16 protein-coding genes are annotated in these 16,884 nt (G+C 64.1%); 11 read left to right on the top strand and 5 right to left on the bottom strand.

The features are described from left to right. The first annotated feature begins 90 nt into the window (after window positions 1–90). From CJ179_RS47825 to CJ179_RS47815, 3 genes are all read left to right on the top strand, one after another. Window positions 91–855 carry an SDR family NAD(P)-dependent oxidoreductase gene (locus tag CJ179_RS47825; RefSeq protein WP_061698440.1) on the top strand — a complete coding sequence of 255 codons (765 nt, stop codon included), beginning with the start codon at window positions 91–93 and terminating at the stop codon, window positions 853–855. After that, entirely contained in the window at window positions 852–1,637 is a 786-nt protein-coding gene (locus CJ179_RS47820; RefSeq protein ID WP_095866160.1) for a crotonase/enoyl-CoA hydratase family protein, read from the top strand. The genes CJ179_RS47825 and CJ179_RS47820 overlap by 4 nt, the downstream gene beginning before the upstream one ends. Window positions 1,638–1,778: 141 nt before the next feature. After that, window positions 1,779–2,576, top strand: a complete 798-nt coding sequence (locus tag CJ179_RS47815; RefSeq protein WP_061698438.1) for a FadR/GntR family transcriptional regulator — start codon at window positions 1,779–1,781, stop codon at window positions 2,574–2,576. Between the two features lie 188 nt (window positions 2,577–2,764). Here CJ179_RS47815 and CJ179_RS47810 read toward each other — a convergent pair whose 3' ends face one another. After that, window positions 2,765–4,255 carry an aldehyde dehydrogenase family protein gene (locus tag CJ179_RS47810; RefSeq protein ID WP_061698437.1) on the bottom strand — a complete coding sequence of 497 codons (1,491 nt, stop codon included), beginning with the start codon at window positions 4,253–4,255 and terminating at the stop codon, window positions 2,765–2,767. A gap of 236 nt (window positions 4,256–4,491) precedes the next feature. Between CJ179_RS47810 and CJ179_RS47805 the strand changes: the two genes are divergently transcribed. The 5 genes from CJ179_RS47805 to CJ179_RS47785 all read left to right on the top strand — a co-directional run bounded on the left by CJ179_RS47805 (window position 4,492) and on the right by CJ179_RS47785 (window position 9,439). Next, window positions 4,492–5,625: an amidohydrolase family protein gene (locus CJ179_RS47805; protein ID WP_061042860.1), complete on the top strand. Its 1,134-nt coding sequence runs from the start codon at window positions 4,492–4,494 to the stop codon at window positions 5,623–5,625. Between the two features lie 25 nt (window positions 5,626–5,650). Next, entirely contained in the window at window positions 5,651–6,613 is a 963-nt protein-coding gene (locus CJ179_RS47800; protein WP_061698449.1) for a PDR/VanB family oxidoreductase, read from the top strand. Between the two features lie 74 nt (window positions 6,614–6,687). Then, window positions 6,688–7,851, top strand: coding sequence for an acyl-CoA dehydrogenase family protein (locus tag CJ179_RS47795; RefSeq protein ID WP_061698436.1), 1,164 nt, complete (start codon window positions 6,688–6,690; stop codon window positions 7,849–7,851). Then, entirely contained in the window at window positions 7,848–9,020 is a 1,173-nt protein-coding gene (locus tag CJ179_RS47790) for a thiolase family protein (RefSeq protein ID WP_061698435.1), read from the top strand. The genes CJ179_RS47795 and CJ179_RS47790 overlap by 4 nt, the downstream gene beginning before the upstream one ends. Before the next feature lie 62 nt (window positions 9,021–9,082). Beyond that, the gene (locus CJ179_RS47785) at window positions 9,083–9,439 is read left to right on the top strand and encodes a Rieske (2Fe-2S) protein (protein WP_061698434.1); all 357 of its coding nucleotides are present in this window, start codon (window positions 9,083–9,085) and stop codon (window positions 9,437–9,439) included. 436 nt (window positions 9,440–9,875) lie between these two features. Here CJ179_RS47785 and CJ179_RS47780 read toward each other — a convergent pair whose 3' ends face one another. From CJ179_RS47780 to CJ179_RS47765, 4 genes are all read right to left on the bottom strand, one after another. Further along, the gene (locus CJ179_RS47780) at window positions 9,876–10,532 is read right to left on the bottom strand and encodes an alcohol dehydrogenase catalytic domain-containing protein (protein ID WP_061698432.1); all 657 of its coding nucleotides are present in this window, start codon (window positions 10,530–10,532) and stop codon (window positions 9,876–9,878) included. A gap of 202 nt (window positions 10,533–10,734) precedes the next feature. Then, window positions 10,735–11,931, bottom strand: a complete 1,197-nt coding sequence (locus tag CJ179_RS47775) for a cytochrome P450 (RefSeq protein WP_179377950.1) — start codon at window positions 11,929–11,931, stop codon at window positions 10,735–10,737. 330 nt (window positions 11,932–12,261) lie between these two features. Continuing rightward, on the bottom strand, window positions 12,262–13,173 hold the full coding sequence (locus tag CJ179_RS47770) for an amidohydrolase family protein (RefSeq protein WP_218834945.1): 912 nt from the start codon (window positions 13,171–13,173) through the stop codon (window positions 12,262–12,264). Continuing rightward, complete coding sequence (locus CJ179_RS47765) at window positions 13,064–13,813, bottom strand: SDR family NAD(P)-dependent oxidoreductase (RefSeq protein WP_061698429.1); 750 nt, start codon at window positions 13,811–13,813, stop codon at window positions 13,064–13,066. Before CJ179_RS47765 ends, CJ179_RS47770 begins: the two co-directional genes overlap by 110 nt. Window positions 13,814–14,028: 215 nt before the next feature. Between CJ179_RS47765 and CJ179_RS47760 the strand changes: the two genes are divergently transcribed. The 3 genes from CJ179_RS47760 to CJ179_RS47750 all read left to right on the top strand — a co-directional run bounded on the left by CJ179_RS47760 (window position 14,029) and on the right by CJ179_RS47750 (window position 16,752). Further along, the gene (locus CJ179_RS47760; protein ID WP_082833357.1) at window positions 14,029–14,466 is read left to right on the top strand and encodes an SRPBCC family protein; all 438 of its coding nucleotides are present in this window, start codon (window positions 14,029–14,031) and stop codon (window positions 14,464–14,466) included. 61 nt (window positions 14,467–14,527) lie between these two features. Beyond that, window positions 14,528–15,685: an acyl-CoA dehydrogenase family protein gene (locus tag CJ179_RS47755; protein WP_061698427.1), complete on the top strand. Its 1,158-nt coding sequence runs from the start codon at window positions 14,528–14,530 to the stop codon at window positions 15,683–15,685. Beyond that, window positions 15,685–16,752 carry an acyl-CoA dehydrogenase gene (locus CJ179_RS47750; protein ID WP_061698426.1) on the top strand — a complete coding sequence of 356 codons (1,068 nt, stop codon included), beginning with the start codon at window positions 15,685–15,687 and terminating at the stop codon, window positions 16,750–16,752. The genes CJ179_RS47755 and CJ179_RS47750 overlap by 1 nt, the downstream gene beginning before the upstream one ends. Window positions 16,753–16,884 lie beyond the last annotated feature (132 nt).

The following is a 16,884-nucleotide window of genomic DNA, read 5'->3' as shown; positions in this document are numbered from 1 at the left end:
TACCGGTCTTAATGATGCTTATATTATCTACGTTAAGTCTCTGACTCTGTCGAACAGGGTCGACCGGGCTTCGAGACGAAGGAGAATCTCATGAATCTTGACGGGACATCCGCGCTGGTCACCGGAGGCGCGTCGGGCCTCGGTTTGGCCAGTGCGCGCGCACTGGCCAAACGGGGAGCGCACGTGACCATCCTGGACTTACCCACGTCCGCCGGTGAGGCGGTGGCCGCGAGCTTCGGTGGCGCGGCCAGCTTCGCACCCGCCGACGTCACCGACGAGGAAACGGTGTCGGCCGCGCTCGACACCGCGCAGTCCCATGGCCCGTTGCGTGCGGTGGTGCACTGCGCCGGACGTAGTCATACGATGCGCATCCTGGACAAGGAAGGCCGACCCAACCCGCTCGGGAACTATGCGGGAGTCATCCAGACCAATCTCATCGGCTCGTATAACGTGCTGCGGCTCAGTGCCGCCCGGATGGTGAGCAACGAACCCCTCGACGGCGACCGCGGCGCGATCGTGATGACGGCATCGGTCGCGGCCTGGGAGGGTCAGGTCGGGCAGATTCCCTACGCTTCGTCGAAGGCGGGTGTCGTCGGCATGACGATCGTCGCCGCGCGGGACCTCGCGACCCACCAGATCCGGGTCGCCACGATCGCACCCGGAATCTTCGACACTCCGCTGCTCGCACGGCTTCCCGAGAACGTGCGCGACAAACTCGGACAGTCCGTCCCACACCCCAGCCGCCTCGGCGATCCGGCAGAATTCGGCGAACTCGCCGTCCACATCATGGAGAATTCCATGATCAACGGTGAAACGATTCGACTCGACGGCGCCATCCGGATGGCGCCGCGATGAGCACCACCGAGGCGCCCGCATCGCTGATGATCGACAACCCGATGGACGGAGTCGCCGTCCTCACGATCAACCGGCCCGCGGCCCGTAACGCCGTCGATCTGGCCACCGCTCGGGCGATCAGCCGCGCCCTCGACGCACTCGACGACGACCCGAACTGCCGTGTCATCGTGCTGACCGGCGCGGGCGGCCACTTCTCGGCGGGAATGGACCTGAAAGCCTTCCGGGCCACGGGCGAACGCCCGGTCGACGACAAGCGTGGACCATTCGGCCTGGTGCGCAAACCGCCCGATACGCCGCTCATCGCCGCTGTCGAGGGTGCCGCCATGGGCGGAGGATTCGAGATCGCCTTGTCATGCGACCTCATCGTAGCCGCCGAGGACGCCGTGTTCGGTCTCCCCGAGGTGCAGCGCGGACTCACCGCCGCCGGCGGCGGTCTGCTGCGACTGCCCTCGCGCATCCCGTATCACCTTGCCATGGAGGCAGCCCTGACCGGACGGCGTCTGACCGCCCGGTGGTGCGCCGAACACGGCCTCGTCAACAGAATCGCAGCGCCGGGCCGTGCCCTCGATACTGCGCTCGATTTCGCCGAGGAGATCAGCGGCAACGGACCGCTGGCCGTGCAGGCGTCGAAGAAGGTGATCATCGAGTCCGGCAATTGGGCCACCGATCAGGCATTCGAGCATCAAGAAGCCATTGTCGACCCGGTTCGTCACTCCGCCGACGCACGCGAAGGCGCGACGGCCTTCGCCGAGAAACGGCGGCCAGTCTGGACCGGCCGCTGACCGGCCGCGCCATGCGCACCAACAGGTACCCCAATCGGGAAAATATCGCAGTAACACTGCATATGTCAGCTGTATATGGCAGGGAATGACCCTCGGATGCCCCGCAGCTACATCAGCGACACCAGGCCCAAGGAGCATCGGATGCTGGAAGCGAATGGCAATGGCAATGGCATCAACGTGAAAGACATGACACCGCAGGCCTATGAGCCGCGGATGCCACCGAAACGCTCCGAGGTGATCGCCCAGCGGATCGTCAAGGACATTCGGACTCGCGGTCTTCGTCCCGGTGATCCCCTGGCCACGGAAACGGAGATGTGCGCCTCCCACAGCGTCGGCCGGAGCACGCTCCGGGAGGGACTGCGAATCCTCGAGCTTCTCGGCGTGATCGAGATCCGTCCCGGACGCGGTGGCGGGCCGATCGTGGCCGCACCCAATTCACGCCATCTCGCGAGCACCATGGCGTTGTTGATGCAGTTCTCGGAGACCACGTTTCGCTCTGTCATAGAGTTGCGGGGTTACATCGAGCCAATCGCCGCGTCGCTGTGCGCGGTACACCGGGACGAGCAGACGGTCCTCGCGCTGAAGGAGTCGGTGGCCAGCATGCGGGCCGACATCGACGACGAGGCCACGTTCCTGCACGAGAATCACCAGTTCCACACCCTCGTGGCCACCGGCGCCAACAACCCGTTGATCACGTACATTTCCAACTCCCTCGACTGGGTTCTCGACGGCGCGCCGCTGGGCGTGCAGTTCACCAGGACCGCTCGTCGTTCGGTACTCGCCGTACACGAGGCGATCTGCCAGACGATCGCAGCCGGCCAGCCGACCGCAGCGGGGGAAGCAATGGAACGCCACATGGTCGAGACGGCGAAGTACTTCGAGAAGAAGTTCCCGACCGTCATGCGTCAGGTGGTGACGTGGGAACTCTACGGCCTCTGACGTTCCTCCGGCACAAGTAGACCGTATCCGCCCACCCGGGATGGATACGGTCTTTTCATGCGGGGCGTTGATTTTTCCTGCGGCGGCAGGTGTCCCGGCTGTCCCGGCCACGGCGCACCAGAGTGGTGGGGAAGAGTCCACCGACTCTTCCCCACCACTCTCCCCACCACTCTCTTTGGTGTGAGGCGCTATCCCGAGTAGGCCCCGCTGAGCAGAATCTGCTTGAGCTCGGTGAATTCGAGGATTCCCTCGGCGCCGCATTCGCGGCCCCATCCGGACTGCTTGACTCCGCCGAAGGGTTCGGTGAGCGAGCAACCCGCGAGATTGAGCGCGACTCCACCCGACCGGATGCGCTTCGCGATTTCGAGCGCCTTGTCCCGGTCCTGCGCATAGACCGACGCGGCAAGTCCGAACGGGGTGTCGTTCGCGATCCGAACCGCATCGTCGAGGTCATCGTAGGCGATCACGACGGTGATCGGGCCGAAGACCTCTTCCTGTGCGATCTGCATGTCGCTGGTGACGTCACGCAGCAGAGTCGGCGCGAAGTAGTAGCCGCGGTCGAGACCGTCCGGCCTCTTACCGCCGGCCGCAACCACCGCACCCTGTTCGAGTGCCTTGGCCAGCATCCGTTCGGTCCGCTCGACGGATCGCTTGTTGGCCAGCGGACCGAGATCGGTGTCCGAATCGAAGGGGTCGCCGACCTTGATCGCATCGAACGCCTCGGCGAGCTTGGCCACAACCTCATCATAACGGCTGCGGGAGACAAGAATTCGCGACAGTGCGACGCACACCTGCCCACAGCCGCCGGTGGCGCCGGGCACGAGGGTAGCCAGCACCTCGTCGATGTCGACGTCGTCGGCGATGATCGCCGGTGACTTGCCGCCGAGTTCGAGGGCGGTCCTCGCCAGGCGCTGCGAGGTCTGCTGGACCACTTCCTTGGCCACTGCGGTGCCGCCGGTCATGTGGACCATGTCGATGCCGGGGTGCTGAACGAGGTACTTGCTGGTCTCGAGTTCCGCGGCGAGACCACTGATGACCCCTACCGGGAACCCGGCGGCCTTGGCGGCGTCCATGATCAGCCGCGAGGTCAGCTGCGACTCGGGCGCGAATTTCACCACCACGGGGCAGCCGGCGAGCAGCGCCGGGATGACTTTCATGCCCATCAGCGGCACCGGTCCGTTGTAGGTCAGGATCGCCAGGACCGTGCCGATCGGCTGATGCTGGACCAGCACCTCACTGGTGGCGTTCTTGCGGATCTCCTCCCATTGCAGGGTAGGCGCGATGTCGATCGCATGTCCCCAGATCGCGCTGCCCGCACCGGAGTTGATCATCTCGCCGTGCGCGCGGGTGTATCCGGACTCGAACATCCAGGCACGGTTCATCGCATCCAACCGGGCCTCGAGCTCGTCGGCGAAGGTGCGGCAGATTCGCGCCCGCTCCTCGACGGGCATGTGCGGCCAGGGACCCTGATCGAATGCCGCACGCGCCGCCGCGACCGCGGCGTCGGCGTCCGCCGTGGTGGGCGAGGGCACCGTGGCCACGACCTGTTCGGTCGAGGGCATGACAACGTCGATGGTCCCGGCACCGGTGGGCGTTACCCACTCCCCGGCGATGAACACCTTGTCGAGTTCGGGAACGGTGACGTCGAACTCGTTAGCGGTCGCGGCGGTAGTTGACATCTGGACCTCTCGGATTCGCGTGAGATGAGGTGCATTCCTGTGACGGAAGTAACACTTAACATATTTAACATAGATATGTTTTAAAAGTCAACGACGCAGTGGCGCCGGTGCGATACGCAATCCCCTGCTACCCATCCTGCGGCTGTGACCCGGATCTCGACAACCCGATCGACGGGCTGTAAGGTAGATAACATAGCACTATTTAACGACCCACCGCCTAAGCGAGGAAAGTGCCCATGACCACTGCGTATGCAGCACAACAGGCCACCGAGAAGAAGCAGTCGTTGGCGATCATCGACTCCGACGTCCATCCCTACATGGAGAACGGGCTGGCGACTCTGGTGCCGTACATGAGTACGGCGTGGCAGAAGCGCATCGGCGCCGGACTGGGCGGCGGCCACACGGTGGCGTCGCAGTTCCACCTTCCTCTCGATTACCTCTACATCAACTCCTCCGGAGGCATGCGCGGCGACACGTCCCGTCCCGGCATGTCGCCGGCCACCGACCCGGCGTTCACCGCCGCGCAACTACTCGACGGCGCCGGCATCGATCGGGCGATTCTCCTGTCCGGACACCTGCTGGGTATCGGAGCGATGCCCGATCCGCAGGTCGCCGCCACCATCGCGTCGGCATACAACGACTGGATGTGTGAGCGGTGGCTCCAGTTCGACAAGAGGTACCGGGGCGGCCTCGTCATCGCACCCCAGGACCCCGAGCTCGCCGTCAAGGAGATCGACCGGATGGCCGATCGACCCGGGATCGTCGAGATCTTCATGCCCCTGCACGACATCCTCATGGGCGAGAAGCACTACTACCCGATCTACGAGGCAGCACAGCGGCACGGACTCCCCATCTGCGTGCACCCCAGCGGAACCGAGAATGTCTACGCCCGCGCTCCCCGGATGGCCGGCACCCCGACCTACTACATCGAGTGGCACGCACTGCTGGGTCAGATCCATCAGGCCAACACCGCGAGCCTGCTCTGTCACGGTGTCTTCGAACGTTTCCCGGAGCTGAAGGTCGTCATCGCCGAAGGTGGTATCGCCTGGATCGCGGAACTCAGCTGGAAGCTCGATGCCGACTGGTACGGACTGCGCGACGAGATTCCCTGGGTCAAGCGGCATCCCAGCGAGTACCTGAACGAGAACATGCGTTTCACGACGCAGCCGTTCGTCGAGCCCCCCAAGAAGCAGCACCTGCTTGCCCTGATGGACATGATCAACGCGGAGAAGGTCCTGATGTTCAGTTCCGACTACCCGCACTGGAACTACAACGACCCCACAAATGCCCTCGCCGGTCTGCCGGAGGATCTCCAGCGCCGGATCATGTTCGACAATCCACGGGAGTTCTACGGTGACCGCATCAACTGAGTGGGATACCACAGCCATGAATGTCATGCTGACTGCGAACGACTCCGAAGTCGACCTCGACCTCGTTGTCCACACCCGACGGATACTGACGCCGGACATCGTGGTGTTGGATCTTCGGGCGAATGACGGCGCACTTCTTCCGTCATGGTCTCCCGGCGCACACGTCGAGATGAATCTCGCCAACGGACTGTCCAGACAGTATTCATTGTGCGGGGATCCGGGCGACCGGCAGACCTGGACTGTTGCGGTGCTGCGCGAGCCGAGCAGCCGGGGCGGTTCCGACTACATCCACGACAACCTGCCCACAGGAACCAGCGTCAAGAGCCGGGGGCCGAGGAACAACTTCCCACTCGAGCCTGCGAGCGCGTACCGGTTCGTGGCCGGCGGTATCGGGATCACTCCGATGCTGCCCATGATTCGAGCGGCGGAGGCGTCGGGTACACCGTGGACGCTGATATACGGTGGTCGCTCACTCGAGACGATGGCCTTCCGGGACGAGCTGGCCCGATACGGCGACAAGGTCACATTTCACCCGCAGGACACTCACGGGCTACTCGACCTGGCCACCGAACTGGCGAACCCCGCTCCCGGGGCCGCGGTGTACTGCTGCGGGCCCGAACCGCTGCTGGCCGCGATCGAAAGCTTCTGCGAATCGACCTGGCCTGCAGGTGCATTACATGTGGAACGATTCCGCGCCGATCTGCCGGATCTGGCGAACGCCCGAGCGATCGAGGTGGAACTTGCTCAGTCCGGCATGACGCTGACCGTGCCGTCCGATAAGAGCATTCTCGAGGTGTTGACCGACGCTGGTGTCATGGTCGACGCCTCCTGCGAAGAGGGCACGTGCGGGACCTGTGAAGTCGTCGTACTCGAGGGCATCCCGGAACACCATGACGTCGTGCTGACCGAGAGCGAGCGTGAGAGCGGCGAGTGCATGATGATTTGCGTCTCACGCGCCAAGGGCAGTTGCCTCAAGTTGGATCTGTGAATGTCGTTGCACAGCAACGAGAGCATCACGATCCGCACGTACTCGCCGTAGTTGGCGGACAGACAAGGAAAACTATGTCTTTCGATCTAGACCAGAAGTATCTCGCGATACGTGACGAGGCGATCGCGGTCGCGGCCTCCGCCGAACCATTCGCCATCGAAGCCGACGCGATGAGCACCGTGCACGAGGGCATGCGGAAGATTCTCGCCGACAGCGGCCTGTGGAGGTTGACCATACCGGCCCGCTGGGGTGGGCGATTCGACTCGGTCGACCCCCTGGCCGTGTGCATCGTGCGTGAAGTCCTCATGGGAACCTCGGCGCACCTGGATTCGCTCTTCGCACTACAGGGCATCGGGAGCTTCGGATTGGCGCGGGCGGGAAGTGACGCGCTCCGGGACGAGTGGCTGCCCAAGGTTGCCTCCGGGGATGTGCTCGCCGGCCTCGGTCTCACCGAGCAGGAGGCCGGTTCGGACCTGAAGAACATCATCACCGAGGTACACCGAGACGGTGAACGATTGGTGCTGAACGGCAACAAGTCCTTCATCTCCAACGGCGGTGCGGCGGGGTTCTATTGCGTTCTGGCACAAGAGGGACAGGGGCTGAGCTTGTTCCTGGTCCCGGCAGACGCCCCCGGTTTGACCCTCACCCCGACGCCCGAGATCATCGCCCCCCACATCCTTGCCGAGCTCGCCTTCGACAACGTCGAAGTCCACGAGGGCAACCGCATCGGGGAAATCGGCAAGGGACTCGAGCACGTGCTCGCCACACTCGCGGTGTTCCGTGTCTCGGTGGCCGGCGCATCGATCGGTCTCGCCCAGGCCGCCTTGGACGAGGCCGCCCGGCACGCCGGGACGCGCGTGCAGTTCGGGCGTCCCCTGGCCAAGCTGGGCGCAGTGGCCGACATGCTCGGCGCCTCCTGGGCCGAACTCGAAGCGGCCCGCCTGCTGACCTACAAGGCCGCCGACATGGCCCGGGTCGACCCGGCCGCATCCCTGCACTTCAGCTCCATGGCGAAACTCGTCGCCAGTGAAACCGCCGGTCGTATCACCGACCGCGCAGTGCAAATTTCCGGCCGCTTCGGGCTGGTTCGCGATTCCAAGCTCGAGCGACTCTACCGCCAGGCGCGTCCGATGCGGATCTATGAGGGTTCCTCGGAAATTCTCCGGCTCGGTATCTCCAAGACGCTCGTGAGCACCGTCCTCGCCGGCGATACGATGCAGGAAGGACTGCGACGATGAGCCGCGACACAGCGCATCAGGCCGTCATCATCGATGCGGTCCGGTCCCCGGTCGGCCGTGGCCATGCCGACAAGGGAGTCCTGCGGGACGTCCACCCCGCCGATCTGCTGGGGCAGTGCTACGAAGGCGTCCTGCACCGTGTGGGCATCGACCCGGCTGTCGTCGACAACGTGATCACCGGATGCGCCAACCAGATCGCGCAGCAGTCCTCCGGCATTGCCCGAACCGCATGGTTGCAGAAGGGTCTCCCGGCAACGACGGGCGCAACGACGGTGGACATCCGCTGCGGGTCCGGTCAACAGGCCGCACACTACGCGGCGTCGTCCATCACGGCCGGCATCGATCGAGCAGTGATCGCCGCCGGGATCGAGCACATGGGCCGCAACGGTTTCCGCGTGCACCAGGGATCCCAGGAACAGTGGGGCCAGGCGTTCACCGAGGAACTGCACTCTCGGTACCCCCTAGTTCCCCAGGGCGTGGCCGCCGAGCGTCTGGCCGACCGCTATCAGATCAGTCGCGCCGAAATGGACGAATTCTCCGCCCGGTCTCACCAGCGCGCCGCCGCGGCCGTCCGGGACGGGCATCTCGCCCGGGAAATCCACCCGATCGATGTCAACGGCACCAAGATCGACTCCGACCAGGGCATCCGGGCAGGGGCCACAACCGAATCACTCGCAGCACTGAAACCGGTCTTCGCGGACGACGGAAAAGTGACGGCAGGCAACTCGTCGCAGATTTCGGATGGTGCCGCCGCCGTCCTGCTCACCAGCGCTCACTTCGCGCAGGAACACGGCCTCCGGCCGCGTGCGCGTGTCGTGGACCAGGTGGTCCTCGGGGTGGACCCGGTCGACATGTTGACCGGCCCCATCCCGGCGACCACACGAATCCTCGACCGGAACAATCTGAGCATCCACGACATCGACGCGATCGAGATCAATGAAGCGTTCGCATCGGTGGTGTTGGCATGGCAGCGCGAATTCCGGCCCGACATGGACCGCGTCAATGCCTGGGGCGGAGCCATCGCGATCGGACATCCTCTGGGTGCCACCGGGGCTCGGCTGCTGACCACGATCGTCAATCGGTTGGAGAACACCGACACCCGCTGGGGACTGGTGACGATGTGCTGCGGCGGCGGCCTCGGCACTGCCACGTTGATCGAGAGAATCTGACCACCTACCTCCCACCGTTCCCGTCGACGGGAACGGCCTCACCGCACGACTGGAGCACCACAATGACACGCCACGTGATCGGCAAACTGGACGAATTTCCCGACGACACCCGCCGCGTCGTCGACATCGACGGCGTGGACATCGCCGTCTTCAATGTCGGCGGCGCCTTTCACGCGATGCGCAACGCCTGCCCGCACAAGGGTGCGCCGCTGTGCACCAATGCCCCCACCGGCATGATGCTCGAAAGCGCACCCGACGTCTACGACTGGGGACGCGAAGGCGAAATCGTGAGGTGCCCCTGGCACGGGTTCGAATTCAACCTGTCCGACGGCAAGTCAGTCGTCGCACCGCAGCTCAAGCTCCGGGCCCGCGTCTACAAAGTCGACGTCGAGGGCGAGGAACTGGCGCTCTACGTCTGATCGATTCTGTCGTCCGCTGTGGTCGACAGCGAACCTCTCGAACGACGGGCGCACACCGCCGAACGATCTCAGATGACACGCGACCCGGGCCGGTGAACACCAGCCCGGGTCGTTTCGTGCTGCCTCCGGATGACCGGTTGTGTACGGCTGCCGAACGATTCGGTCGGCAAGCACCTCGCGTTGAAATCGCAACGGCCCCGGTCCGTCTCTGCGCGAGATCGGACCAGTGCCGCTGACGACGAAGGACGGAAGCCTCCGTCTGGCGGCTTACATGACCAGGGGACTCCTCGCTCCGCGATCTTGTGCTCGGCAAGGTCCTGCAGGGCCTGGTTGACGTCGTCAAGACTGTAACGCGTGGCGTCGGCGTTGATTCCGTGTGCTTTCCAGAGGCTGATGACCGCGGCCAGGTCGGCGTGTGACGCGAGCGAACTCGTACTCACCTGCACTTCCTGGTTCGGACGCGTGTAGCCAAACGACAGATAGCCGCCGCCGATCCCGGCGAGAACGAGGGCACCACGAGGGCGATGGCGCCAGCGGCGAGGGCGAGGGCGAGTGTGCTGTCGACTCCGACGAAGTCGATGACCGCGTCGACACCGAGGCCGTCACCGGACACGTCCAACAGCTGACGGACAGCCTCGTCGGATGAGGAATCGACCGCCATGGAGGCGCCGATCGTGACAGCGTGTTCACGCTTGCTTGCGTCGATGTCGACGGCGACAATCCGTGCCGGCGTCAGAGCCGACAACGGGGTCCAGGTCTCCCAGCGGAACGAGGTGCCGGGCGGCGGGAACGAGCAGGTAGTCCGCCCATCCTGGGCTGGGGTCACGCCGACATAGCTGACGTTCGGGCAGATGTGCTCATGGCCGGTCCCGCAGATCCGGCAGGTGCCATCACCCCACCCCGGCCATACCGCGACCGCATCCCCCACGTCGAGGCCGGTCACGCCGTCCCCGAGCGCCTGCACGTGCCCGGTGTTGTCGTGTCCGAGCGTCCACGGAAAGTACGGCGCGGAGGGCATCCCGGGTCCAGCGTTCTGGATGGTGACATTTGGGTACTTGATCGCGAACTGACCCAATCCTCCGGCGCCGGTCACGGCGACGCATCGATCCGTAGGCCGTGAGTCCGGCGTCGGTCAACGGCGCCGCCTGAGTGGCACACCCCGGACGCAGCGAGCTTCACCACGACCTGGTCCGGCCCCGGGGTGGGTCCGGGACTTCCTCGACGACGAGATCAGAGCCGGTGGACCGCAGTCGAGCAGCACGCATGAAATGAGTGCTGTTGCAGCGACCGACGACTCAGGCAGTGAACCGGTACCCGGCCAGGCCCCGCACCCAATAGGACGGCATCCACTGCGGATCCGACTCGAGCGGCTGCAGATCAGGGAAGCGTGTCAGCAGCCCGCTGACGGCCTTCGCGCACATCATGCGGCCGAGCGGCGCACCAATGCAGTGGTGGGCGCCGGTGGCGAAGGACAGATGCTTATTGAGATTGGGCCGGTCGAGGATGAACCGCTCCGGCTCGTCGAACACCGTGTCGTCGTGGTTGGCCGACGCGATATACGCGAACACCATGGAATCGGCCGGGATGGTGACACCCGCGACCTCGACGTCCCGCACGGCGGTCTGGAAGACCATCTGCACGGGCGAGTTCTGACGCAGAGTTTCCTGTACTGCTGCCAGGGCTCTACTCGGGTCGCGCCGCACCTCGGCCAGGATGTCGGGGTGTGTGAACAGGTTGTACACCGTCGAGCTGATCAGGTGGGACGGCGTCTCGGAACCACCGAACTGCATCAAGGCAACCAGGCTCAGGATCTCGGTAGCGGTGAGAGTCTGACTTTCTTCCTCGGCGCGAACAAGATCTGAGACCAGGTCGGTCCCGGGATTGGTTCGACGGTATTCGATCTGCTCGGTGAAGTAGGCACGGAGCTCGGCGACACTCTTGCGGATCTGGTCGATCTCCTCCTGGGGGAGGACTCCGCGGCTGGGCGACTTCAACAGATCCATCGTCCAGCGCTTGAAGTTCTCCCGCACGTCCGGGTCCTCGACGCCGAGCAGGTCGGCTGTGACGTTGACCGGAACGTAGGCGGCGAAATCCGACACAAGATCGAAGTCCGAACGCTTGTCCTCCAGGTTGTCGAGCAGACGGTTGACCACAGCGTCGACCTTCGGCTCCATGGACTTGATCGCACCCGGGCGGAAGCCGGCGTTGGCCAGGCGGCGAACGCGTGAATGCTCCGGCGGGTCCGTGGCGATGATGGAATTCACTTCGGGTACGGGATCGAACTCACCGAACGCGTTGGTAGTGAAGTCCTTGGCGGAATAGATTTCCGGATGCTTGAAGGTGCTCTCCACATCGGAATACCGGAAGATTCCCCATGCACCGACCGACTCGATGTACTGCACCGGCGCGTTCTGACGCAGTTCTTTGTAGAAGGGGTAAGGGTTCTGCTGAACCAGGTATTCGAGCGGATCGAAACCGGTGGCGGTTGTCACCATGACCTCCAAATCAGGACCGACCGACTCTTCTGAGTCATGCCCGGACAGTTCGCTATGTGACGCACAACACGTACTGAAAGTACGTAACCATATTCATATTATCTACGCAAGGGCTGCGGTCCTGCCGAAAAGACTTGATGTTGGAATCCTCAGCTGAGTCGGCACTTTGGCTCCTGCCGACCGGTCAAAGAAAATCGGTTGTACATGGCCAACTCCTGCCTGCAGCCGACGCGGAGGCCATTCACCCGCCCGCCAGACGGCTTCGGTCCGAGCCCCACCTCGTACCGGTGGCAGGGCTCGAACCGAGAGGTCGAGATTCGACCCAGGTCAGATCGAAATATTCAGCAAACGCGCAAGATTCAACCCCAGGATGTTATCGACATCGCTTTCGGGCAGGCCCAGCTGCCGGACTGCCTGAATCTCCCGCCCTTGATCTGCCATCGGCCAATCCGAGGCGAAGATGATTCGCTCGGGACCGTGTGACTCGATCACCTTCCGCACATCGGTCGGGTTGAGCTCGGCGAGGCTCGGTGGCCACGAGGTGTCGAGGTATACCGGGAGCCCGACGACCGTGTCGACCGCCGCCTGAAACTGCCGGTAGCCGCCGAAGTGGCAGGCGATGACGTCGAGCCTGGGGAATTTGCGCACCAGCGCTGCCAGCATCGCAGGACTGCAGACACCCTCGGAGCTGGCGGTCGAGATGGAACCGATGTGAATGATGACGGCGAACTCGCCCTGCATCGCGTCGAAGAGGCGGTCCATGCGCGGGTCATCCAGAGCGTACTTCTGAAAGAAGGGGTGGATCTTCACCCCTTTCAGACCGTGCCTGCGGAGGCTGCTGATGTTGTCCTCGACCGATAGGTCGGGGTGGACGGACCCGAATCCGATGAAGTAGTCGGGATCGAGCGAACCGGAGAACTTGTTGGCCTTGTCGACGGCTGCACCGTCGTTCGCGACGGCGAGGCAGACCGAGCGGTCGATCCCCGCTGCGGCCATCGATTTCATGAGACCGTTCGCCGTGCCGTCACCGCGGCGTTCGAGATCCGGCACCGATCCGGCCAGAGCGCGTTTGGCCACCGCATCCGGCCACATGTGGGTATGAGCGTCGATGATCATTGACAGAGACCTTTCAGAGCCGGCTGACTTCGCCGCCGTCGATGACGGCGACTGAACCGGTGACAAAATCGGACAGAGGTGATGCCAGATATGCGACAAGGGGACCGAATTCTTCGGGGTCACCCATCCGGCCGGCCGGGATCTTTCTCAGCCGCCGGGCGAGCACGTCCGGCGAGTCGGTGACGGCACTCTGCGCGTCCGTGGTGAAGGCGCCGGGAGCAATGGCGTTGACCTGGATACCTTTTTTGGCCCACTCACCCGCGAGGGCCTTGGTGAACTGAACGAGCGCGCCCTTGGACGAGGAGTAGGCCACCAATGTCGGCTTCCCCTTGATCCCGGAGGTGCTGGCGACGTTGATGATCTTGCCGGACCCCTGCGGAATGAGGTGGTGTGCCGCCGCGCGGGTCAGTACAGCGGGCGCACGCACGTTGACGTCGAAAACTTCATCCCACAGTTTCTGGGGTTGCTCCTCGAAACGCCCCGCCGGCGCGATACCGGCATTGTTTACCACGATGTCGAGGCGTCCGAAAACCTCGACTGCCGTGTCGGCGAGGGCCGCCACGGCATCCATGTCGCGCATGTCGCACGTCTGCACGGCCGTGTGGTCGGGGTATTGGCCGTGCAGATCCTCCAGCGCCTCACGCGAACGTGCCACCAGCAGTACAGACGCCCCTTCCCTTATCAGGGCTCGAGCCGCTGCCCTACCTAGTCCACGGCTTGCGCCCGTCACGATCGCGACCTTTCCGTCAAGCTGGAGGTCCATTGATCCCATTCCTTTCGGTGCTGAAGTGCCTCGGCGTAACCACATCTACGGGTAACACCGTCGTCGCGCTCTTGCCAGGCAACTATATTCTAATTATATTTGTCATATTAAACGTCAAGCGGTGTCGGCGCCAGACCCCTTTGCACTCTCGCGAGAGGCGAGCAGTGGTCTCGAGTCGGTGGCCGATGGCCCCCATCACCCGTCACGAAAGGTAAATGAAACCTATGAGTGTTCCGATGACAGTCGAGGAGACCATCCTCTCCCCCACGCCTGCCGGGGAGATCTGGGAGCTGTGTGGCGCCCCCGCCTCGATCGCTGACTGGTCTCCCTCAGTGGGGAAGTCTTGGATGGATGGCGACGTACGGTACGTCGAACTCACCGGAGCCGGCCAGGCCCGGGATCGAATCACCCAGCACGATGACGCGGAGCACTACTACACCTATGACTACCTGGACGGCCCGCTGGTGCTCGGTTCAATGTCCGCGCGGTTCGCGGTGCAGTCCACAGTCGACGGCGGTTCGAAGATCGTGTGGTCCGCGCAGTTCACTGCTGTCGACGATGCGCAAGGCGCGGCGTTGGCACAGGCAGTGGGCGGCTTGTACCAGGCCGGGTTGAACAGTCTCACCGCGCTGGTGGCAGCGAGCCACTCGTGAAGGTTCTATCGTCGCCAGCCCGGCCCCGCGCGCGCCGGGCCCGTTCCCGAAGGAGCCTCCGGTGAGCAAGATTCGATTGATCCCGCCCGCCGTCGACGATCCGAACGACCACGCTGCGCTTCGCGCCGAGCTGCGCGGCTTCCTCCGTGAGTGCCTCGACGACGCGGTGTTCACACCTGGAGTCGACACCTGGCTCACCGGATGGGACCCCGAGTTCACGCGCTTGCTGGCCGAACGTGGATGGATCGGCATGACCATTCCCACCGAATACGGAGGACACGGGCGGTCGCACCTGGAACGCTTCGCCGTGACTGAAGAACTACTGGCTGTGGGCGCCCCGGTCGCGGCTCACTGGATCGCGGACCGGCAAATCGCTCCGTCGCTGATGAAGTTCGGCACCGAGCAGCAGAAGCACCGCTTCCTCCCTGCCATCACGCGGGGTGAGTGCTTCTTCGGCATCGGCATGAGTGAACCCGACTCCGGATCGGATCTGGCGAGTGTTCGCACGAAAGCCGTTCGTGTCGACGGCGGCTGGATGGTCACCGGGACCAAGGTGTGGACGTCCGGAGCCCACCGTGCGGACGCGTTCATCGCGCTCGCCCGGACCTCGCCGAAGGATCCGGACGCCCGCCACGCCGGTCTCAGCCAGTTCATCATCGATCTGAGGTCACCCGGCGTCGAAATCAGACCCATCATCTCGATGGGGGGAAGTCATCACTTCAACGAGGTGTTACTCGAGGATGTATTCGTTCCCGACGACATGGTGCTTGGCCGGATCGGGGACGGCTGGCGGCAAGTGACGTCCGAACTCGCATACGAACGCAGCGGTCCGGAGCGGTTTCTGTCGACCTTCAGCTTGCTCGCCGAGACGCTGGAACAGGTCCGCACCCAGACAATTCGGGGCAACGGCGGCCTCGGGCGTCTGACCGCCCGAATCGCAGGACTGCACCACATGTCCTCCGCCGTCGCCGGCGCCCTGCACCGCGGTGAGCGAGCGGACAGCGCTGCCGCCGGGGTCAAACTGTTGGGCACCGCGGCCGAAGGCGACATCGCAGACTACGTGGACGTCCTCGTAGACCGCGACGTCAGCCCCTACGAAACCGGATGTTTCGCCGACCTCATCGACCAGGCAATCGTCCAACGACCAGGCTTCACCCTGCGGGGCGGCACCAACGAAATTCTCGAGAGCGTTGTCGCACGAGAGCTAGGACTGCGCTGATGAATACACACACGACGGTCGATCCTGATCTCGTCGAGATGATGGAATCGGTCTTCATATCTCACCGCACCGCCATCCACACCTCGGCTGATGCCGCTGTGTTGGATCCCAAGTTGTGGAAAGTACTGGACGACCTCGGACTGGCACGTTTGACCGGCAGCGAGTCCCATGGAGGAAGCGGCGCCGACTGGCACGCCGCCGCAATACTGCTCGGAGCCGCAGCCGCCTCGGCCGTGCACGTTCCCGTCGCCGAGCACGATCTGCTGGCCGGCTGGCTTCTGGAGACGGCTGGCCTTCCCATCGACGGTCGCCTGCGAACAGCCTTCCTGCTGACCGACACGCGGAAGGCCAGCATGGTTCCGTGGGCACGCGACGCCGAATCCCTGGTGGCCCTGCGCCGTACCGACTCAACGTGGATGGTTTCCGACATAGCCAGAGACCAGGCGACCATCATCCCGGTACAGAATGTTGCCGGCGAGCCCCGGGACCGCGTAACAATCGATGTCGACAATGCAACCTGGACATCAGTCCCGGACCACGTCGCCGAAACCTTCGTCCTACGAGGGGCTCTCGCCCGAGTCTTGCAAACGTGCGGAGCGATGGAACGGATCGTCGAGCTGTCGATCGAGCACGTGTCCAGCCGTGTCCAGTTCGGCCGGCCACTGTCCAAATTTCAGGCAGTACAACGCCTCGTCACCGGAATCGCCACCGAGACAGCACTCGCACGCGCCGCCGCAGACGCAGCGGTCTCCCGAGTCGAGCGAGAGGGATGGAACACACCCAGCGCTGCTTTCAGCGTCGCGGTAGCCAAGTCCTGCGCTGGGCATGCCGCCTCGACCGTGGTCCGCAATGCCCATCAAGTCCACGGCGCCATCGGCACGACACACGAGCATGACCTCCACCGGTACACCTTGCCGGTGCTCGCCTGGCGTTCGGAATTTGGATCTGTCGACCAGTGGGACCGGTTGCTCACCCGCACCGCGGTCGCCGCCGGTCGGGATGATGCATGGAGTCTGATCACCGAGGGCCGCCCCGTCACGGGGGTGGTCGACATCATGATGCGATGAGCCGCCGCCAGCCGGTTGTGCCGCGTTCGGTATCGGCACAACCGGCTGTGCAGGATCAACCCACCGACAGGGTCGTCACCTAGATGGTTGATTCCTTGAAGCGTGTCGCGGAGGAGGAGTAGGCGGAGGGTT

Source organism: Rhodococcus sp. ACS1 (assembly GCF_002300155.1).
In the GTDB taxonomy this organism is placed as follows: domain Bacteria; phylum Actinomycetota; class Actinomycetes; order Mycobacteriales; family Mycobacteriaceae; genus Rhodococcus_F; species Rhodococcus_F koreensis.
Note: the sequence above shows the minus strand (reverse complement) of the source record. Positions and strands in the feature narration are given on the sequence as shown.